This is a genomic window from Streptococcus sp. A23 (assembly GCF_043674155.1).
Classification (GTDB): Bacteria; Bacillota; Bacilli; order Lactobacillales; family Streptococcaceae; genus Streptococcus; species Streptococcus suis_V.
The window spans coordinates 65,132-85,759 of record NZ_JBIMJP010000008.1; the positions used below are offsets into that span (position 1 = coordinate 65,132).

Genomic DNA, 20,628 nt, shown 5'->3' on the forward strand with positions numbered 1-20,628 from the left:
ATGAAGAATACAAATGTTTTTAAGCGTGTTTGGACCTATTTGCGGACCTACAAAAGCTCTATCATTATTGCTATCCTTATGAAGATTCTCAGTGCCATTATGAATACCTTAGAGCCCCTGGTGCTGGGTATGGTTATCACCGAACTAACAGCAAACTTATTGGATATGGCCAAGGGTGTTGAAGGAGCCGGTATCAACGTGCCTTATGTCGCAACCCTCCTAGCAATTTACGCCTTCCGTGCCCTCATGTACGAAGTTGGAGCTTATTTTTCTAACTATTTCATGACCAAGGGTGTTCAACATGCTGTCCGTGATATGCGCCAGGACTTGAGTCAAAAAATCAATCGAATCCCGGTTTCCTATTTTGACAAGGAGCAGTATGGTGACCTCCTGAGCCGCTTTACCAATGACGTTGAGACGGTTTCCAATGCCCTACAGCAGAGTTTCCTGCAAATTGTCAATGCGGCCTTGATTTTGACCTTTGCGATTGGCATGACCTTCTACCTCAATGTTTCCCTGGCCTTGGTCGTTCTGCTCTTGGTACCCCTGACTTACTTTAGTTCCAGCTATATCATCAAGCGCTCCCAGCCTTATTTCAAGGAACAGGCTGCTATCCTGGGTCGCCTCAATGGCTTTATCCAGGAAAATCTGACCGGTTTCCATGTTTTGAAACTCTACGGACGGGAAGAGCAGTCTAAACTTGAATTTCGCCAAATTACTACGGACCTGCAGGAGGTTGGTTTCAAGGCTAGCTTTACCTCTGGCATGATGATGCCGGTGGTTCAGGGCTTGTCAAACCTGACCTATGTTATCATTGCCCTCTTGGCTGGTCTCCAGGTTTTGGCGGGGCGTCTGACAGTTGGTAATTTGCAGGCCTTCGTCCAATATGTCTTCCAAATTTCTCAGCCGGTGCAAACCCTGACCCAGCTAGCTCCCCAGTTGCAGTCTGCTAAATCTTCCCTGGAGCGCATTTTTTCAGTCCTAGATGAGGTGGATGAGGTCAACGCCAATGAGCAAGCCTTAACAGACAATCTGACCGGCCAAGTCAGCTTTGAAAATGTTGAATTTGGCTATTCTGAGGACAAGCCTCTCATTCGCAATTTCAATCTGGAAGTCAAGCCAGGTGAAATGGTGGCCATCGTTGGACCAACGGGTGCCGGAAAAACTACACTCATTAACCTGCTGATGCGATTTTACGATGTAACATCTGGAACCATTAAGGTCGACGGTCACGATATTCGTCAATTATCACGCCAGTCCTACCGTAGTCAATTTGGTATGGTTCTGCAGGATGCCTGGCTTTATGAAGGAACTATCAAGGAAAACCTTCGTTTTGGTCGTCTAGATGCCACTGATGAGGAAATTGTTGAGGCAGCCAAGATTGCCAATGTGGACCACTTTATCCGTACCCTACCTGGCGGTTATAATATGGAGATGAACCAGGAATCCAGCAATATTTCGCAGGGGCAGAAACAGCTTTTGACCATTGCGCGTGCCTTGCTAGCTGATCCCTCCATTCTCATTCTTGATGAGGCGACCTCATCCGTTGATACCCGCTTGGAATTGCTGATTCAGAAGGCTATGAAACGGCTCATGCAGGGCAGAACCAGTTTTGTCATCGCCCATCGACTGTCAACCATTCAAGAGGCGGATAAGATTCTGGTCCTCAAAGACGGCCAAATCATTGAACAGGGCAATCATGAAAGCTTGCTAGCCCAGGAAGGATTCTACTATAATCTCTATCAAAGCCAGTTTAGCAGCAGTCAGTAAGGTTTTCACAGTGATATTTTCCGAAATTGGCTAGATTTGTTATGCTAATACTAGAAATAACAGGGAGTATGAGTACATGAATTAATCTCAACTGGTTTTAACAATCCTATCGCTCATCATCCTGGCTGTCTATCTGGGCTTTCGAAAGACAAGCATCGACCTTTCAGAGGCGGACAGAATTGTTATCCGAAACGAAGACTGTCAGCAAATTGCTGTTCTAGAAGGAAAGGACGTTGCGCGTCTTCATTCAGATGTGACATATATTCGCCCCTATTTCTTTGATAATCCTAGCAAGCAGGACGCCCCCGCAGGTAGATAAGTTCTACTTTTTGGAATTTTTGCCCAGCGGTAAAAACGCCTACCTCTACAAATCCAAAGGAGCAACCTACCTGGAATTACCCTATGAAAAATGGTCAAAACCAAGAAAGATATTGAGGAGATTCTCCCAAGATAAGTCGGCGCTAGCCGGCTTTTTCAATCCCTTGAGAAATCTCTGCTCCCATGTTAAAATAGATGAATAGAAAAACAAACGGAGAACACATGAATTATTTTAACGTAGGAAAAATTGTCAATACCCAAGGCTTGCAAGGAGAAATGCGAGTCCTGTCTGTGACGGACTTCGCTGAGGAACGTTTTAAAAAAGGCGCAGTCTTGGCGCTTTTTGATGACAAGGATCAGTTTGTCATGGAAGCGGAAATTGCCTCCCACCGCAAGGCCAAGAACTTCGATATTATCAAGTTCAGAGGGCTCTATCATATCAACGACATTGAGAAATACAAGGGCTTTAGCCTCAAGATTGCGGAGGAAAATCTGACAGACTTGGACGAAGGCGAGTTTTACTACCATGAAATCATCGGGCTGGATGTCTATGAAAATGACCAGTTCATTGGACAAATCAAGGAAATCCTGCAACCGGGTGCCAATGATGTTTGGGTGGTCAAACGAAAAGGCAAGAAAGATTTGCTTTTGCCTTATATTCCGCCAGTTGTTCTTAATATTGACATTGACAACAAGCGCGTCGATGTAGAATTGCTCGAGGGGCTGGATGATGAAGATTGATATTTTGACTCTCTTTCCAGAAATGTTTGCACCACTGGAACATTCTATTGTCGGCAAGGCGCGGGACAAGGGGTTGCTTGAAATCAATTATCATAATTTCCGTGAAAAGGCAGAGAAGTCACGCCATGTGGATGATGAGCCCTACGGTGGTGGTCAAGGTATGCTCTTGCGGGCTCAACCGATTTTTGACACTATGGATGCCATTCACCAAACCAATCCGCGCGTGATTTTGCTGGACCCAGCCGGTCGGACTTTTAATCAAGCTTACGCTGAGGAATTGGCTCAGGAGGAGCAGTTGATTTTCATCTGTGGTCACTATGAAGGCTACGATGAGCGGATTAAGACCTTGGTGACAGACGAGATTTCTCTTGGTGATTATGTATTGACTGGTGGCGAGCTGGCTGCCATGACCATGATTGATGCGACGGTGCGCTTGATTCCAGAGGTGATTGGCAAGGAAGCTAGCCACACGGATGACAGTTTTTCATCTGGTTTGTTGGAATACCCCCAGTACACGCGCCCTTATGAATACCGTGGCATGGTCGTCCCAGATGTGCTTATGAGTGGTCACCATGAAAATATCCGGAAATGGCGCTTGGAGCAAAGCCTACGCAAGACTTATGAGCGTCGTCCTGACTTGTTAGAGAAATATGACATGACGGCAGAAGAGGAAGATATTTTCCAGAAAATCAAAGCAGAAGTATCACCAGAAGATTAGGGACAATCCTTGTTCCTTTTCTTTTTTATTAGATTGACAAAATTTTCTGAATTTTTCTTGAAATTCATCATCAAAAGTAGTAGAATAGTAAAAAATAAGGAGCTGTATCCAGTAATTTTGCTGGAACTTTGACCGTGTCTCAAGAAAACGAAGGCTGAGTGGCAGAAAACCAACCTTCGTTAGAGGCGTTGAGCTGTAAATCCAGCTTCTAACAAGGAGTGAACACTATGACTGTAAATCTTGATTGGGAAAATCTAGGCTTTTCCTATATGAAATTACCCTACCGTTTTATTGCGCATTTTAAAGATGGCCAATGGAGCGAGGGAGAGTTGACAGATGATGCAAATTTGCACATTTCAGAAAGTTCTCCAGCCCTCCATTACGGCCAACAAGCTTTTGAAGGGCTAAAAGCTTATCGCACCAAGGAAGGAAAGCTCCAGCTCTTCCGTCCCGACCAAAATGCGGAGCGTTTGCAACGCACTGCTGACCGCCTTCTCATGGAGCCCGTACCAACGGAACTCTTTGTCGAGGCTTGTAAGCAGGTCGTAAAAGCCAATGCCGACTATGTGCCACCTTACGGCACGGGAGGTACCCTCTACCTTCGACCTCTCCTTATCGGTGTGGGGGATATCATCGGTGTTAAGCCAGCTGATGAGTATATCTTCACTGTATTCGCGATGCCAGTTGGTGCTTACTTCAAGGGTGGATTGGCGCCGACCAACTTCCTCATTCAGGACAAGTACGACCGCGCGGCACCAAATGGTACAGGGGCAGCCAAGGTTGGTGGTAACTATGCAGCTTCCCTCCTGCCTGGCCAATATGCCAAAAAACAAGGCTTCTCAGATGTCATTTACCTTGACCCTGCGACCCACACTAAGATTGAAGAAGTGGGATCAGCCAATTTCTTCGGTATTACGGCGGACAATGAATTTGTCACCCCAGTTTCGCCTTCAATTCTACCTTCCATTACCAAATATTCTCTCCTCTATCTGGCAGAGCATCGTCTGGGAATGAAGGCTGTGGAACGTGAAGTCCTTGTCGAAGAATTAGACCAGTTTATTGAAGCTGGTGCCTGCGGAACAGCAGCTGTTATCTCTCCAATCGGCGGAGTGCAGCATGGCGATAAATTCCATGTCTTCTACAGTGAGACTGAGGTAGGACCTGTTACTCGTAAGCTCTATGAAGAATTAACAGGAATCCAATTCGGTGACGTTGAAGCACCTGCAGGCTGGATTGTTGAAGTGGAATAAAAATAATACTCTATTTTTGCATGTTTATGTGCAGAGGTAGGGTATTTTATTTTTTAGGCACCAAAATGCTTTTTTTTTTTTTTTTTTTAAGCAAGATACTCTTTGCATTTTGAATATTTATGGTATCTCAATTTGTAAAATTAAGCAAGACAGAAAAAGCCATCTATATTAGGCTCAGATAAACTACCACATTTGTCTGAAAGGAACTAACATAAATGACCTATACCCATGAACCACAAATGAACTCGTAATGATAGAAGCTTATTACCAAGAAGGTACAAAAGTTACAGATATTATGAAGGCTCTTGGAAGATCAAAGCAGACCGTCAATCATGTTATCAACTTTCTCAAAAATGGACGTTCTGCCTACGACTATTATGAACACTACAAAGCCAATAAGAAACGCTGTGGTCGGAGAAAAACGAGCCTTTCGCAGAGATTTACGTGAAAGAGCTGAACTCTATCTTGATTTTTATACAGAGTTCGGACACCTATAAGGAAATACCATTGTTGGCGAGAAACATAAAAGTGCGGTCATTACCTTAGTAGAATGCCTCTCAAAAGCCATCTTTACACTGAAAACTAAGGGACGAAAAGCAAGTGATATTGAGGAAGCCATCAATCAATGACTGTCTCAATTCCCCAGTCATCTCTTTAAGTCGATTACTTTTGATTATGGGAAAGAGTTTTCCAATTGGAAGTCTATTTCGAATGGACATGATATCGATATTTTCTTTGCCGATCTAGGTTGTCCCAGTCAACGAGGTCTCAATGAATACTCGAATGGTTTACTAAGACGAAACGGATTGCCTAAACAGATGGACTTTGCCGATATTTCTCAGCAGTTTTTATCAGCTATAGCTGATAAAAGGAATAGAATTCCTAGAAAGTCTTTGAATTATCAAACACCCTACCAAGTTTTTCTGAGTTTATTGAAAAAGTCTAGCTTAATTTGACAAATTGGGAAATATAAAAACGAATAAGAGGAAAATAATATGACATACCAAAAGCAAACAACTTGGAAAGAAATCATGAAGAAGTTACCAGCAGATTACCAGTTTACAGATACCTATCAGCCAGTGGAAGAATGGTGGGACTATAAGGGCATCGCCTGCATTTGGACACGTTTAGAAATCCAGAAGCCCCTGCTAAGATTATTGCCTTTAACGGCGTAGGTACCACTGGGAGACAGATTTCAATGATTTTGGGTAGCCCACAAGCTAAGAATGGTTACTCTTTTTATAGATGAAATATCTCAGGGCCATGCTTTTCTTGACTTTCTATCCTATTTTGAATACAATGTATTATAAAGGAGGTCGGGTGATGACTACTATGACGTTACGGATTAACGATGAGGATTCTAAACTGATTAAGAACTATATCCAGTTGCATGGGCTGACGATTTCAGAGTTTGCGCGGCAGGCTATGTTGGAACGTATCGAGGATGAATATGATTTGGCTGTTCTTCGTCAGGCTATGGCAGAGGATGACGGAGTTCGCATTTCGCATGAGGAGTTAATGGCGGAGTTTGGGCTATGACCTATAAGTTAACCTATACTTCAAAGGCCGTAAAACAACTGAAGAAATTAGATGCTTTTACTCGAAAATCAATCTTGACTTGGATTGATAATAACATTGCACATACCGACAATCCACGTCTACATGGCAAGGGATTGACAGCTAATCGTTCAGGAGCATGGCGTTATCGTGTAGGAAATTATCGGATTTTGGCAAATATTTACGATGATGAAATTGTCATTGAAGTGTTCGCCATCGGTCACCGCAGAGATAGTTATTAGCATCCGAGTCAAAGGATGTTTTTCTTGACTTCAAACCAATCAACCCAAAACAAATTTAGGAGCAAGCATGACAGTATTTAGAGATGATTTACAAGATTTAGAACCCTATAAATTACCGGGGCAGGCAATTCACAATCTGGGCGACAATGAAAACCGCCTGATTGACTGGACTTTTTTGTTGGAGGAAAGTTTGGAGCAATTGAAAGCGGGTGAATTGTCCTTTTACGGTGACAATCGCTACGCAGAATTAATTGAAATCTATGCCAATTATCTCGGTGTCCAGTCCCAACAAGTGACAGCAGGAGTCGGGTCGGATTTTCTGGTGCATATGATTATTATCGGCGCCCTCAAGCGCGATGAGGTCTTTTTGACCATCAATCCAGACTTTTTTATGTACGAGGTCTACAATCAGATACATGGCAGTCGGTTTGTCTCTTACGACCTGCCACAAGACAAGCAAACCTTTGTTCTCAAGGCGGATGATTTGCTGGCCTATGCCAAATCAGTCAAGGCCAAGATGATCATGTTTTCCAATCCTAACAATCCCTCTTCAGTCGCTTTTGATTCAGTCCAAGTCGAGAAAATTATCGCCCAATTCGATGGTCTGGTCGTCATTGATGAGGCCTATATCGAGTTTGCGGATAGCAGTAGTTTTATAGAGAAAATCAACCAGTATGACAATCTGATTGTCCTGCGCACCCTGTCCAAGGCCTTTGGACTAGCTGGCATCCGGCTCGGATTTGCGGTGGCTCAGGAGCAACTGATTGTTGAGCTGGACAAGATTATTCCGCCCTATAGTTTGTCCAATGTCACGGCGAAAATTGGCACACTAGCCTTAGCTCATAGGGATTTGGTTGTTGAAAAAATAGCAGAGCTGAAAGCTATACGCACTGCGTTTATCGAATTCTTGCAGGCCATTCCTGATTGCCGTGTTTTACCTAGCCAAGCGAATTTTGTGACCTTTTCTGCGCCTTGGAGCAAGGATTTGTACGAATTTGCCCTTACCAAAGACTGGAATTTCAAATATTATTCCCAAGGCGTCCTTGCCAATCACATTCGTATGGCTATTGGACGACCAGAAGAAATGGATACAATGAAGAAAATGATAAAAGAAGTGGCAGGAATTTAAATTTCCTGCTGTTTTTAGATATTTTTTGAAAGAATTTGATAGAAAATGATTGACAATGAGATATTTTTGTGTATAATAGAATTTGTAAACGATTTCAGGAGGTGGTGACATGCTCAAATCGGAACGCAAACAAGTGATTCTTGAGAAGATAAAGGAAGAACAGTTTGTCCGTCTGGAAGAATTGGTCGACATCTTGAATACTTCAGAATCAACGGTGCGTAGGGATTTGGATGATTTAGAGGCAGCAGGAAAACTTCGTCGTGTCCACGGTGGTGCAGAGGCACCAGCCAATCTGCAACTGGAAGAAAGCATACGTGAAAAATCTGTCAAAAACGTTCAAGAAAAACGACAGGTTGCTGAAAAAGCAGCAGAGCAGATTGTTTCAGGGGATGTGATTTTCCTGGATGCAGGCACCACGACAGGGCTTTTGATTGATTTGCTGGACCAAGAAAACCTGACAGTCGTGACAAACTCCATTCATCACGCCGTTCGACTGGTTGAAAAGCAGATTAAAACCATTATCATTGGTGGAAATGTCAAAAGTTCGACCGATGCATCAATTGGTGCGGTGGCTTTAGAACAACTGCGACAACTTAATTTTGACAAGGCCTTTTTGGGAATGAACGGGATTGACAAGGATTTCTTGACAACGCCTGACATCGAAGAGGCGACCATAAAACGGACAGTCTTGGACAATGCCAAGGAAAGTTTTGTCCTGGCTGATGCCTCCAAAATTGGTCAATTTTCCTTTGTCAAGGTTGCTGCAGTCGAAAAAGCCTCCATTATCTGTCAATCCAGCGACAGCCATGTGTTTGATATTATCAAAGAAAAAACGAGGGTAATAGAAGTATGATATATACGGTTACGCTCAACCCAGCCATTGACTATATCGTTCGTCTTGACCATGTCGAGACAGGTAGTGTCAATCGTATGGAGAGCGATGATAAGTATGCTGGTGGTAAGGGAATTAACGTCAGTCGCATCTTGAAGCGATTGGGACATTCCAACACCGCTACTGGTTTTCTCGGTGGTTTTACTGGCCAATTCATCAAGGATGGCTTGATAGCCGAGGGTATTGATACGGATTTTGTTCAAGTTGACCAAGATACCCGCATAAATGTGAAAATCAAGGCCGACCAAGAAACGGAAATCAACGGTTTGGGTCCAATTGTGACAGATATTCAATTGGCAGAACTAGAAATGGTTTTGGCTGGCTTAACAAAAGATGATACCGTTGTCTTTGCTGGTTCAGCTCCGGCTAGTCTTGGAAATGAAATCTACAATAGACTGATTCCTGTGGCGAAAAAAGCGGGTGCTCAGGTAGTTTGTGACTTTGAAGGGCAAACGCTTCTGGATTCACTTGCTCACCAACCACTCCTGGTCAAGCCGAACAATCATGAATTGGAAGCTATTTTCAATGTTGAATTGAATGGCATGGCAGATATCGAGACCTATGCTAAGAAAATCTTAGATATGGGAGCTCAGAATGTTATCATTTCCATGGCAGGGGACGGAGCCTTATTGGTCACTCCAAAGGCAACTTACTTTGCCAAACCCATCAAGGGTACAGTGAAAAACTCTGTCGGAGCTGGAGATTCCATGGTGGCAGGTTTTACAGGTGAATACGTTTGCTCACAAGACCCAATCGAAGCCCTCAAATGGGGAGTTGCTTGCGGTACGGCAACAGCCTTTTCAGATGATTTGGCAAGTATCGAATTTATTAAGGAAATTTATGAAAAAGTTGAGGTAGAAACTCTATGAAAATTCAAGACGTTTTGAAAAAAGATGTCATGTTGCTTGATTTGCAAGCAACAAGCAAGGAAGCAGTTATCGATGAAATGATTGCTAGTTTGGTTGATAAAGGCTATGTAACGGATTTTGACGTATTCAAAACAGGTATTATGAACCGTGAAGCACAAACTACTACAGGTCTCGGTGATGGAATTGCTATGCCACATGCTAAGAATGCGGCTGTAAAAGAAGCGACTGTTCTCTTTGCAAAATCAAACAAGGGTGTTGACTATGCAAGTCTTGATGGTCAACCAACTGACTTGTTCTTCATGATTGCAGCTCCAGAAGGTGCTAACGATACACACTTGGCTGCCCTTGCGGAATTGTCTAAATACTTGATGAAAGCTGGATTTGCTGATAGACTTCGTGCGGCAACAAATCCTGAAGAAGTGATTGCAGTCTTCGATACAGCTGAAGCAGCAGACAAGGCAGTAGAAGAAGTGGTTGCAGCTCCTAGTGGTGACCGTCCATTTATCGTTGCTGTGACAGCATGTACAACTGGTATTGCTCACACTTACATGGCAGAAGAAGCTCTTAAGAAGCAAGCTGCTGAGATGGGTGTTGACATCAAGGTTGAAACAAACGGTGCATCTGGGGTTGGTAACAAACTAACTGCTGAAGACATCAAGAATGCAGCAGGTGTTATCATCGCTGCAGATAAGGCTGTTGATATGCCTCGTTTCAATGGTAAGCCATTGGTATCTCGTCCAGTTGCAGCTGGTATCAAACAAGCAGAAGAATTGATTAACATCATCTTGGATGGTAAAGCATCAGCCAATCGCTTAATTGGAGCCGTTCTTATGGACCTACATGATGAATGGATTTATTCTTCAAGAAAATACATCAATTTTGATAAGTAGAAATGGTAAAAACATTGTATAGCATTTTACACAGGAGTCTGGACTTGACTGAGTTTTTTTTTATGGAAGAAGTTTTAATTGATGATAATATGGTTTTTGATATTGATAATTTAAAAGGATTTCTTAATGATACCAGTTCATTTGGGTTTATAGCTAAAGAAAATAATAAAATTATAGGATTTGCATATTGCTATACACTTTTAAGACCTGATGGAAAAACAATGTTTTATTTACACTCAATAGGAATGTTACCTAACTATCAAGACAAAGGTTATGGTTCAAAATTATTATCTTTTATTAAGGAATATTCTAAAGAGATTGGTTGTTCTGAAATGTTTTTAATAACTGATAAAGGTAATCCTAGAGCTTGCCATGTATATGAAAAATTAGGTGGTAAAAATGATTATAAAGATGAAATAGTATATGTATATGATTATGAAAAAGGTGATAAATAAATGAATATAGTTGAAAATGAAATATGTATAAGAACTTTAATAGATGATGATTTTCCTTTGATGTTAAAATGGTTAACTGATGAAAGAGTATTAGAATTTTATGGTGGTAGAGATAAAAAATATACATTAGAATCATTAAAAAAACATTATACAGAGCCTTGGGAAGATGAAGTTTTTAGAGTAATTATTGAATATAACAATGTTCCTATTGGATATGGACAAATATATAAAATGTATGATGAGTTATATACTGATTATCATTATCCAAAAACTGATGAGATAGTCTATGGTATGGATCAATTTATAGGAGAGCCAAATTATTGGAGTAAAGGAATTGGTACAAGATATATTAAATTGATTTTTGAATTTTTGAAAAAAGAAAGAAATGCTAATGCAGTTATTTTAGACCCTCATAAAAATAATCCAAGAGCAATAAGGGCATACCAAAAATCTGGTTTTAGAATTATTGAAGATTTGCCAGAACATGAATTACACGAGGGCAAAAAAGAAGATTGTTATTTAATGGAATATAGATATGATGATAATGCCACAAATATTAAGGCAATGAAATATTTAATTGAGCATTACTTTGATAATTTCAAAGTAGATAGTATTGAAATAATCGGTAGTGGTTATGATAGTGTGGCATATTTAGTTAATAATGAATACATTTTTAAAACAAAATTTAGTACTAATAAGAAAAAAGGTTATGCAAAAGAAAAAGCAATATATAATTTTTTAAATACAAATTTAGAAACTAATGTAAAAATTCCTAATATTGAATATTCGTATATTAGTGATGAATTATCTATACTAGGTTATAAAGAAATTAAAGGAACTTTTTTAACACCAGAAATTTATTCTACTATGTCAGAAGAAGAACAAAATTTGTTAAAACGAGATATTGCCAGTTTTTTAAGACAAATGCACGGTTTAGATTATACAGATATTAGTGAATGTACTATTGATAATAAACAAAATGTATTAGAAGAGTATATATTGTTGCGTGAAACTATTTATAATGATTTAACTGATATAGAAAAAGATTATATAGAAAGTTTTATGGAAAGACTAAATGCAACAACAGTTTTTGAGGGTAAAAAGTGTTTATGCCATAATGATTTTAGTTGTAATCATCTATTGTTAGATGGCAATAATAGATTAACTGGAATAATTGATTTTGGAGATTCTGGAATTATAGATGAATATTGTGATTTTATATACTTACTTGAAGATAGTGAAGAAGAAATAGGAACAAATTTTGGAGAAGATATATTAAGAATGTATGGAAATATAGATATTGAGAAAGCAAAAGAATATCAAGATATAGTTGAAGAATATTATCCTATTGAAACTATTGTTTATGGAATTAAAAATATTAAACAGGAATTTATCGAAAATGGTAGAAAAGAAATTTATAAAAGGACTTATAAAGATTGATTATATAATATATGAAAAGCTATTATAAAAGACATTAGTATTAAATAGTTTAAAAAAATGAAAAATAATAAAGGCAAGAAGAGCGTAACTCAGGTTTGACAAACATCGTTATGGGTCTTTCATTCATCACTGAAGGTGCGATTCCGTTTGGCGCTGCTGACCCAGCTCGTGCAATCCCAAGCTTTATCGCTGGTTCTGCCCTTGCAGGTGCCTTGGTTGGTTTGTCAGGCATCCAATTGATGGCTCCTCACGGTGGTATCTTCGTTATCGCTTTGACATCTAATCCATTGCTTTACATCGCCTATGTTTTGATCGGTGCGATTGTATCAGGTGTCCTTTACGGAGCACTTCGTAAAGCTAAATAATTTTGATTGAAACCTTGCTTCTGGCAAGGTTTTTTAGCTATTTCACAAGGTTTATGGTATAATGTGAGTATTATTGTTTAAGAGGAGTCTTGAAAATGAAAATCATTCGCGATAAAGAATTTGTCAACCAGTATCACTTTGATGCTCGCAACAAAGAATGGGAAAAAGAGCATGGTGAGCCAAAAACTGGCTTGAAAGTTGATTTTCAATTGGTCAATAGGGACGAAGAAGCACAGCGGACAACCATGGTTGTTATCTTGCGCTTTATGATTGTCTTGAATCATCATGTGATTTCTGGTGCCTTTAGCCAAGGTGTCCATGTGGACGCTCGCATTATCAATGAACCAACCGAATTTACTGAAGATGAGAAAAAAGAGTTGGTATCTCCTCTCTTGGACATGCTGAAACGCATGACCTACGATGTTACTGAAATAGCCTACGATGCCCCAGGTATCAATTTGGAGTTCTAAATGAAATTAGCAGTTATTACGGATTCGTCGGCCGTCTTGCAGCCGACGACGCTTGCAAACAAAGATGTATTTGTTTTGCCTATTCCGGTCACCATTGATGAGGAATCCTTTGTCGAAGGACAAAATCTGACTGCCGAAGAATTTTATCAAAAGATGGCAGCCTCCGAGGATTTGCCAAAAACCAGCCAACCCAGTCTCTTAGAGTTGGAAGAAATTTTGACAGCCCTGCAAGCCAACGGCTACACGCATGCAGTCGGTCTCTTTCTCTCATCAGGGATTTCTGGATTTTACCAAAATATCCAATATCTGGCAGATGAATTTGAGGGGCTGACAATCGCCTTTCCAGATAGCAAAATCACGTCAGCTCCACTGGGTATGATGGTGGAAAATGTATTGAAATGGGCAGCAGCTGGTCAGTCTTTTGAGGAAATCTGTGCCAAACTGGATCAACAAATTGCCCAAACGTCTGCCTTTATCATGGTGGACGACCTGGATCATTTGGTCAAGGGTGGTCGCTTGTCCAATGCAGCAGCCATTCTCGGCAACCTTCTCAGTATCAAGCCGATTTTGTATTTTACGGATGAAGGGAAAATCGAAGTATACGAGAAAGTTCGGACGGAGAAAAAGGCTGTCAAACGTCTCTTGGAAATTCTTCAAGAAAAAACATCCGACGGCAATTACCAGCTGGCCATTATTCATGCGAACTGCCCAGAAAAGGCAGATAGATTCAAAGAACAGTTGGAGCAGGTTGGTGTGACTAGTCAGTTGCCAATCGTGTCATTTGGTTCCGTTATCGGGACGCATTTGGGTGAAGGGGCCATTGCTTTCGGGATTTCGCCCATTATCGAATAGGAGTTTACATGACAATTAAGGTAATTATTGCAGGTTTTAAGGGAAAAATGGGCTCAACAGCGGTTGAGATGGTCAAGGGAGATGCAGACCTTAGTCTAGCTGCCTTGGTAGACCCATTTGCCACTGAGACAGAAGTGGACGGCGTGCCAGTTTTTAAGACAAAAGAAGAAGTTGCAGAGCTAGATGCTGATGTCTGGGTGGATTTCACCACGCCAAAATTTGCCTATGAAAACACACGCTTTGCTTTGGAGAATGGCTTTGCCCCAGTAGTTGGAACGACTGGATTTACACCGAAAGAAATCGACGAACTGACTGTACTTTCGGCTGAAAAAGGCTTGGGTGGCTTGATTGCGCCAAACTTTGCTATCGGAGCTATCTTGCTCATGCAATTCGCAGCACAGGCTGCCAAGTATTTCCCTAATCTGGAAATCATCGAATTGCACCATGACAAGAAAAAGGATGCTCCAAGTGGAACAGCTATTAAGACTGCCGAGTTGATTTCGCAAGTCCGTCAGGCGCAGCCACAGGGTGCAGCCGATGAAGAAGAGTTGATTGCCGGAGCTCGTGGTGCAGAATTTGATGGATTCCGTATTCATTCTGTTCGCTTGCCAGGTCTGGTGGCCCACCAAGAAGTGATTTTCGGTGCCCAGGGAGAAGGATTGACTATTCGTCATGATTCTTATGACCGTGTCTCCTTCATGAGCGGTGTCAATCTCGGTATCAAAGAGGTTGTCAAACGCCAGCAACTTGTATATGGTTTGGAACATTTACTATGAAATTAACACATCTGCCTTCTGAATTTCAGGAGGCTTTGCCGATTTTAGAGAAAATTAAGGCAGCAGGTTTTGAGGCCTATTTTGTGGGCGGATCGGTCCGCGATGCCATTTTGAGAAGAACCATTCACGATGTGGACATTGCAACATCCAGCTATCCGCAGGAGACCAAAGCAATCTTCCCACGGACCATTGATGTGGGGATTGAACATGGAACGGTCTTGGTTCTGGAAGGGAATAAGGAGTACGAAATTACGACCTTTCGGACGGAGGAGGATTACGTGGACTTCCGCCGGCCTAGCCAGGTTTCTTTTGTGCGTTCACTAGAAGAAGACCTCAGACGCCGTGATTTTACAGTCAATGCCTTTGCCTTGGATGAACATGCTCAGGTCATCGACTTGTTTTCTGGACTAGAAGATTTGGAGCAGAAGCGTTTGCGAGCGGTAGGAATCCCTGCAGAGCGATTCAATGAAGATGCCCTGCGAATCATGCGTGGCTTTCGATTTGCGGCTAGTCTGAACTTCGAGATTGAACCAGAAACATTTGAGGCCATGCAGGCAACAGCACCGCTCTTGGACAAAATCTCTGTTGAGCGTATTTTTATCGAATTTGATAAATTGCTGACGGCACCCCATTGGCGCAAGGGGCTGCAGGCTATGATTGATTCCAAAGCCTTTGATTTTTTACCAGATTTGGCTGGAAAAGGGCAGGAATTGGAGAAAATGCTATATAGCTTGCAGGCAGATTTCATCTTTGAAACTTCTGAACAGGCCTGGGCCATGCTTTTTGTCTGTCTGAAAGTGGACAACATCAAGTCCTTCCTCAAAAAATGGAAAACCAGCAATGACTTTCAACGGACGGTCGTGCAATTGGTGAAAATTTATCAGCACCGCCAGACAGGACCAGCGACCAAGCAGATGGCCTACGAATATGGCAGGACACTGATTGAACTGGTCGAAAAACTGCGTCAGGCTCAGGGGCTCTCGGTTGATTTTGAAGAGATTGCTCAACTCGATAAGGACTTGATTATCCATGAACGACATGAGATTGTTGTGAATGGTGGCATGATTATGAAGAATCTAGCTGTCAAGCCTGGTCCTCTCTTGGGTCAGGTCCTAAATGCAGTGGAGTATGAGATTGTCGAGGGGAATTTGGCCAACAGAGAAGAGGACATCATGGCTTTTGTAAAGGAGTTTTTAAGTAATGAGTGATTTTATCGTTGAAAATTTGACCAAGTCTGTCGGCGACAAGACCGTCTTTTCAAAGATTTCCTTTATCATCCACCCAGGCGACCGCATTGGGATTATAGGGGTCAATGGCACTGGTAAAACAACGCTCTTGGATGTGATTTCAGGCAAGCTTGGTTTCGATGGAGATATTTCACCCTTTACCAGTAAGAATGATTTTCAGATGGCCTATCTGACCCAGGAGCCTGATTTTGATGAGAGCAATACCGTTCTGGACACGGTATTGTCATCCGATTTGCGAGAAATCCAGCTTATTCGCCAATACGAGCAGCTCATGGCAAATTATGACGATAAGAGTCAGGCTCAACTTGAAAAAGTCATGGCAGAGATGGATGCCCTCAATGCTTGGGAAATTGAAAGCCAAGTCAAGACGGTTCTGTCAAAATTAGGATTACAGGATGTGACCAGCAAGGTGGCGGATTTATCTGGTGGCCTGCGTCGCCGTGTACAGCTGGCTCAGGTTCTTCTGGGCAATGACGACCTCCTACTTTTGGATGAGCCGACCAACCACCTGGATATTGAGACCATTGAGTGGTTGACGACCTTTTTGAAAAACACCAAAAAGTCTGTCCTCTTTATCACCCATGACCGCTATTTCTTGGACAATATTGCAACACGCATCTTTGAATTGGACAAGGCCGGTTTGACCGAGTATCAGGGGAATTACCAGGACTATGTTCGATTAAAAGCGGAGCAGGACGAGCGGGATGCAGCTCTCCGTCACAAGAAAGAACAGCTCTATAAGCAGGAGTTGACCTGGATGCGGAGACAGCCCCAGGCTCGTGCCACCAAGCAACAAGCCCGTATCAATCGTTTCCATGACCTCAAGAACCAGGTTCATCAAGCTATTGATGACTCAAGTCTTGAAATCAATTTTGAAACCAGCCGAATCGGTAAAAAGGTTATTCAGTTTGAGCAGGTCAGCTTTTCTTATCCTGGAAAGCCGATTTTACAGGATTTTAGCCTGCTAATCCAAAACAAGGACCGTATCGGCATCGTCGGTGATAATGGTAAGGGCAAATCCACCCTACTCAATCTGATTGCAGGCGACTTGCAGGCTGATGCAGGAAAGGTAGACATCGGAGAAACGGTTCGTATCGGTTATTTTTCTCAAGATATTCGTGGATTAGACGAGAGCAAGCGGGTCATCAATTTCTTGCAGGAAGTGGCAGAAGAAGCCAAGACCACATCGGGCATGGTGTCTATTGCTGAACTTTTGGAGCAGTTCCTCTTTCCGCGTAATACCCATGGTACACTGATTGAAAAATTGTCGGGTGGGGAGAAAAAGCGGCTCTATCTGCTGAAAATCCTTCTGGAACGGCCTAATGTCTTGCTTCTGGACGAGCCGACAAACGACTTAGACATAGCGACTTTGACAGTCTTGGAGCATTTCTTGCAAGGTTTTGCTGGTCCTGTCATCACCGTCAGCCACGATCGTTATTTCTTGGACAAGGTTGCTAATAAAATCCTTGCTTTTGAAGACGGTGGTATCCAGACCTTCTTTGGAAACTACACGGACTATCTGGATGAAAAGGCCTTTTTGGCTTCCAGCTCTGCTATTTCTTTGGAAAAACCAAAGGAGAAAATCGAGAAGGTCAGAGAGAACAAGAAGCGGATGTCCTATTTTGAGAAGCAGGAGTGGGCAACCATTGAGGATGAGATTGCTGGTTTGGAGGAGCGGATCGAAGCCATTGAGGCGGAAATGTTGACCTGTGGCAGTGATTTTACCAAATTGTCGGACCTGCAGAAGGAGCTGGACCAGAAAAATGAGCAGCTCTTGGAGAAGTACGAGCGCTTTGAGTATTTGAGTGAGATGGAGGGCTAGGATGAAAACTCTTATCATAGGCTACATGGCCCTTTACCTACTGGTCACATTGGTTTCAGCCCTTTATAGCTTTCTGAAAACCAAAAAGATGAACCTGCTGCGGCTGAGTTTGACATTTTTGGCAATGCTTGTGCTGGCAGTAACCCTTTATTATTACAGTCAAAGCTACCATGCCTTCCAGATGATTGGTTTTGCCCTTGGTTTTACCTTTATTTCTACGCTTTTTCTCTTCAATGGGACCAAGGAAGGAACTAATTTTATAGCTGCTATGTTGCTGAGTGTTGGGCGCTTTGTTCTCCATATTCAATTTCTAGTTCTGATTTATCTTTTTAGATAAATTGTCCGTACAAGTTGTTTGAAAGGGCTTTACGAAAAGGTTTGCATTGTGGTATAATAGAGAAAATGAAGTGAGGTAATGATTATGTCAAAGAAAATTATCGGTATTGACCTTGGCGGTACATCTGTCAAATTGGCTATTTTAACGACTGCTGGCGAAATCCAGGAAAAATGGTCCATCAAGACCAACATTTTGGATGAGGGCAGCCATATCATTCCGGATATTATCGAGAGTATCAAAGATCATTTTGAGAGCCACAATCTGACCAAGGATGATTTCTTGGGAATTGGTATGGGTTCTCCTGGCGTGGTCGATAGCAAAGCTGGTACTGTGATTGGTGCCTATAACCTCAACTGGAAGACCTTGCAGCTGGTCCGTGAACAGTTTGAGACCGCACTTGGTTTGCCTTTCTTTATTGACAATGATGCCAACGTAGCAGCTCTGGGTGAGCAGTGGGTCGGTGCCGGCGAGAATAATCCTGACGTGGTCTTCATGACGCTGGGAACTGGTGTCGGTGGTGGTGTTGTTGCTGCTGGAAATCTGATTCGCGGATCACGCGGTGCAGGTGGCGAACTTGGCCATTTGACGGTTGATTTTGAAGACCCTATCATGTGTACATGTGGTAAGCCAGGTTGCCTGGAGACGGTTGCCTCAGCGACAGGTATTGTCAATTTGACTCGCCGTTATGCAGCCCAGTATGCTGGTGATTCTGAGTTGAAGAAACTCATTGATGATGGTCAAGATGTGACAGCTAAGGATGTCTTTGACTTAGCAAAAACAGGTGATGACCTAGCTCAGATTGTCTACCGCAACTTTGCTCGCTATCTAGGAACAGCTTGCTCCAACATTGCAGCGACGCTAAATCCAGCCTACATTGTCATCGGTGGTGGTGTATCAGCTGCAGGCGACTTCCTCTTGGACGGTGTTCGCAAGGTCTTTGAAGAGACAGTCTTCCCACCGATTAAGGAATCAACTAAGTTGGCTCTTGCAACACTTGGCAATGATGCCGGGGTTATTGGTGCAGCGTCATTGGTTTTGAAATAAGTAAATCAGGCAGAGGAAACTCTGTCTTTTTTAGAAGAAAGGTTCTAATATGAATTTTAAAAAAACAAGCTCAACAGCTAAAAAAAGATTTGCCAGCCCTATTTTTATCAATCAGGGACAGGGAGACCCCTCTTGTCGCTAAATTTTTTGCAGGCTTAACCTTAATCTACGCCTTGTCGCCCATTGATTTAGTGCCAGATTTTATCCCAGTTTTGGGCTGTTTGGATGACATTATTCTATTGCCCTTATTGGTGGCCTTGACCATTCGATTTATACCCAAGGAAATACTTGACAATCACCGATTGGCCGCTGAGGACCTTTGGAAAGATGGCAAACCCAAGAAGTGGTACTATGGTCTTCCAATCATTTTTCTATGGGCCTTGATTATCTACGTCCTAGTAAAAGTTTTTAAGTAGCCTATCCGCTGTCACAGTTTTTAATTGTTTTGTCTTTCAAAACAAATCAGAATCATATATAATGAAAATGTAGAAATATTGATATTGCAAATTATCGGAGAAGGCGTTCTTTATTCGTGGCTATAGATGGCTGAAAGGTTCGAGGAGGTCTATCATGTCAAAAGATCATATCGTCCGCTATCAAGGCTATGTGCTGGTTTTGGGATTTTTACTCTATGCGACAATCTTCTTTCCTGCCCTAAATTTTCAATGGTTTAATACATTTGGTGTGTTTTTTGTTGGAGCAGTAGTATTGCCTTGGGCCATCTACACCAAGCAGATTCCCCACATGCTTATCTGTCTCTTTCTGATCATTAGCCCATTTTTAACATTTTACATTGGATTGTTATCGATGCTCTTTGGTCCTTAAAAATTGGAGGTAAATCATGAAAAAATGGAATCTACACCAAGTTTCCCACTATCTACTTATAGCGGGGACCCTCTTTTGGTTATCAGGATTCTTTCTAGATAACTGGATTCGTCATTGGTTCTTCCCTTCTAGCTGGGGTTCTGTAGTTGTTTTTTACATCCTGCCACCGATTGGACTTGTAACGCTGATTTTGTCCTTCTTCACAAAGAAGGTGTGGCAGGCAGCTCTCTCCATTGCCTTTATCCTATCCTTTTTCATCACCATGTTCGTTGGTTACTTCTTGTTTGGTCCCTAAGAAAGGAGTAGCAGTATGCTAAAGAAAAGTTTGGATTTGTTTAGCTGTTTCATTATCGGCCTGGGATGTCTGATTTGGCTCAGTATATGGTTACCCATGGAAAATTGGTTTCATCTGGAAAAGTGGGCCTATACCGCATGTTTTAAAATTGTCCCCTTGCTGGGAATGGCTCTGCTACCAGTAGCTATCTATCATAAAAAGCCTAGACATACCATTATTGCCCTACTCTTCATCGTTTGCTATTTTCTGACCGCAACATTGGCCATGTATATGGGTAACACTTACCTCTTCACTCCATAGAACTCTAGCTTGCTTCTGGAATTT

23 protein-coding genes and 3 pseudogenes are annotated in these 20,628 nt (G+C 42.0%); all 26 read left to right on the forward strand.

The genetic code is table 11. The features are described from left to right. Window positions 1-1,770, forward strand: coding sequence for an ABC transporter ATP-binding protein (locus ACHBIE_RS06050; protein ID WP_394732951.1), 1,770 nt, complete (start codon window positions 1-3; stop codon window positions 1,768-1,770). Between the two features lie 540 nt (window positions 1,771-2,310). Then, the gene (rimM, locus tag ACHBIE_RS06055; RefSeq protein WP_394732952.1) at window positions 2,311-2,829 is read left to right on the forward strand and encodes a ribosome maturation factor RimM; all 519 of its coding nucleotides are present in this window, start codon (window positions 2,311-2,313) and stop codon (window positions 2,827-2,829) included. Then, entirely contained in the window at window positions 2,819-3,547 is a 729-nt protein-coding gene (gene trmD / locus ACHBIE_RS06060) for a tRNA (guanosine(37)-N1)-methyltransferase TrmD (protein WP_394731939.1), read from the forward strand. The genes rimM and trmD overlap by 11 nt, the downstream gene beginning before the upstream one ends. Window positions 3,548-3,774: 227 nt before the next feature. Further along, the gene (locus tag ACHBIE_RS06065; protein ID WP_394732954.1) at window positions 3,775-4,797 is read left to right on the forward strand and encodes a branched-chain amino acid aminotransferase; all 1,023 of its coding nucleotides are present in this window, start codon (window positions 3,775-3,777) and stop codon (window positions 4,795-4,797) included. Between the two features lie 215 nt (window positions 4,798-5,012). Further along, window positions 5,013-5,753, forward strand: a pseudogene (locus ACHBIE_RS06070) (IS30 family transposase). Window positions 5,754-5,792: 39 nt separating this feature from the next. Continuing rightward, complete coding sequence (locus ACHBIE_RS06075; RefSeq protein WP_394732955.1) at window positions 5,793-5,972, forward strand: hypothetical protein; 180 nt, start codon at window positions 5,793-5,795, stop codon at window positions 5,970-5,972. Window positions 5,973-6,120: 148 nt separating this feature from the next. After that, window positions 6,121-6,336 carry a type II toxin-antitoxin system RelB family antitoxin gene (relB, locus tag ACHBIE_RS06080; protein WP_105111980.1) on the forward strand — a complete coding sequence of 72 codons (216 nt, stop codon included), beginning with the start codon at window positions 6,121-6,123 and terminating at the stop codon, window positions 6,334-6,336. After that, window positions 6,333-6,596: a type II toxin-antitoxin system RelE/ParE family toxin gene (locus tag ACHBIE_RS06085; RefSeq protein ID WP_394732957.1), complete on the forward strand. Its 264-nt coding sequence runs from the start codon at window positions 6,333-6,335 to the stop codon at window positions 6,594-6,596. Before relB ends, ACHBIE_RS06085 begins: the two co-directional genes overlap by 4 nt. 67 nt (window positions 6,597-6,663) lie before the next feature. Continuing rightward, window positions 6,664-7,725, forward strand: a complete 1,062-nt coding sequence (locus tag ACHBIE_RS06090; protein ID WP_394732958.1) for an aminotransferase class I/II-fold pyridoxal phosphate-dependent enzyme — start codon at window positions 6,664-6,666, stop codon at window positions 7,723-7,725. Between the two features lie 109 nt (window positions 7,726-7,834). Then, window positions 7,835-8,578, forward strand: a complete 744-nt coding sequence (locus ACHBIE_RS06095) for a DeoR/GlpR family DNA-binding transcription regulator (RefSeq protein ID WP_105111977.1) — start codon at window positions 7,835-7,837, stop codon at window positions 8,576-8,578. After that, a complete protein-coding gene (gene pfkB, locus ACHBIE_RS06100; protein ID WP_105123276.1) occupies window positions 8,575-9,486 on the forward strand; it encodes a 1-phosphofructokinase in 912 nt (303 codons plus the stop codon). The genes ACHBIE_RS06095 and pfkB overlap by 4 nt, the downstream gene beginning before the upstream one ends. Further along, window positions 9,483-10,286 (forward strand): annotated as a pseudogene (locus tag ACHBIE_RS06105) (fructose PTS transporter subunit IIA); the annotation flags it as partial. The gene pfkB and the pseudogene ACHBIE_RS06105, both read left to right, overlap by 4 nt. A gap of 152 nt (window positions 10,287-10,438) precedes the next feature. Further along, window positions 10,439-10,831 (forward strand): GNAT family N-acetyltransferase, encoded by a 393-nt coding sequence (locus tag ACHBIE_RS06110; protein WP_000393259.1) that lies wholly within the window; start codon window positions 10,439-10,441, stop codon window positions 10,829-10,831. Beyond that, on the forward strand, window positions 10,832-12,271 hold the full coding sequence (gene aph(2'')-Ia / locus ACHBIE_RS06115) for an aminoglycoside O-phosphotransferase APH(2'')-Ia (protein WP_394732959.1): 1,440 nt from the start codon (window positions 10,832-10,834) through the stop codon (window positions 12,269-12,271). Window positions 12,272-12,345: 74 nt separating this feature from the next. After that, a pseudogene (locus ACHBIE_RS06120) lies at window positions 12,346-12,636 on the forward strand (PTS fructose transporter subunit IIC); the annotation flags it as partial. A gap of 95 nt (window positions 12,637-12,731) precedes the next feature. Next, window positions 12,732-13,106, forward strand: coding sequence for a DUF1149 family protein (locus ACHBIE_RS06125; RefSeq protein WP_394732960.1), 375 nt, complete (start codon window positions 12,732-12,734; stop codon window positions 13,104-13,106). Then, entirely contained in the window at window positions 13,107-13,958 is an 852-nt protein-coding gene (locus ACHBIE_RS06130) for a DegV family protein (RefSeq protein WP_172021385.1), read from the forward strand. It abuts the gene before it with no gap. Between the two features lie 8 nt (window positions 13,959-13,966). Further along, the gene (dapB, locus tag ACHBIE_RS06135; protein WP_170239280.1) at window positions 13,967-14,734 is read left to right on the forward strand and encodes a 4-hydroxy-tetrahydrodipicolinate reductase; all 768 of its coding nucleotides are present in this window, start codon (window positions 13,967-13,969) and stop codon (window positions 14,732-14,734) included. After that, window positions 14,731-15,942 (forward strand): CCA tRNA nucleotidyltransferase, encoded by a 1,212-nt coding sequence (locus tag ACHBIE_RS06140; protein WP_394732961.1) that lies wholly within the window; start codon window positions 14,731-14,733, stop codon window positions 15,940-15,942. Before dapB ends, ACHBIE_RS06140 begins: the two co-directional genes overlap by 4 nt. Beyond that, the gene (locus tag ACHBIE_RS06145) at window positions 15,935-17,803 is read left to right on the forward strand and encodes an ABC-F family ATP-binding cassette domain-containing protein (protein WP_394732962.1); all 1,869 of its coding nucleotides are present in this window, start codon (window positions 15,935-15,937) and stop codon (window positions 17,801-17,803) included. The genes ACHBIE_RS06140 and ACHBIE_RS06145 overlap by 8 nt, the downstream gene beginning before the upstream one ends. A gap of 1 nt (window position 17,804) precedes the next feature. Continuing rightward, the gene (locus tag ACHBIE_RS06150) at window positions 17,805-18,140 is read left to right on the forward strand and encodes a hypothetical protein (protein ID WP_170239277.1); all 336 of its coding nucleotides are present in this window, start codon (window positions 17,805-17,807) and stop codon (window positions 18,138-18,140) included. Window positions 18,141-18,224: 84 nt separating this feature from the next. Beyond that, on the forward strand, window positions 18,225-19,184 hold the full coding sequence (locus ACHBIE_RS06155; RefSeq protein ID WP_394732963.1) for an ROK family glucokinase: 960 nt from the start codon (window positions 18,225-18,227) through the stop codon (window positions 19,182-19,184). Between the two features lie 89 nt (window positions 19,185-19,273). Further along, the gene (locus tag ACHBIE_RS06160) at window positions 19,274-19,600 is read left to right on the forward strand and encodes a YkvA family protein (protein ID WP_238140778.1); all 327 of its coding nucleotides are present in this window, start codon (window positions 19,274-19,276) and stop codon (window positions 19,598-19,600) included. A 154-nt stretch (window positions 19,601-19,754) separates the two neighbouring features. Beyond that, window positions 19,755-20,009 carry a hypothetical protein gene (locus ACHBIE_RS06165; protein ID WP_105123283.1) on the forward strand — a complete coding sequence of 85 codons (255 nt, stop codon included), beginning with the start codon at window positions 19,755-19,757 and terminating at the stop codon, window positions 20,007-20,009. 16 nt (window positions 20,010-20,025) lie between these two features. Then, on the forward strand, window positions 20,026-20,304 hold the full coding sequence (locus ACHBIE_RS06170; RefSeq protein ID WP_105123284.1) for a hypothetical protein: 279 nt from the start codon (window positions 20,026-20,028) through the stop codon (window positions 20,302-20,304). A gap of 15 nt (window positions 20,305-20,319) precedes the next feature. Further along, entirely contained in the window at window positions 20,320-20,604 is a 285-nt protein-coding gene (locus tag ACHBIE_RS06175; RefSeq protein WP_394731913.1) for a hypothetical protein, read from the forward strand. Window positions 20,605-20,628: the final 24 nt, after the last annotated feature.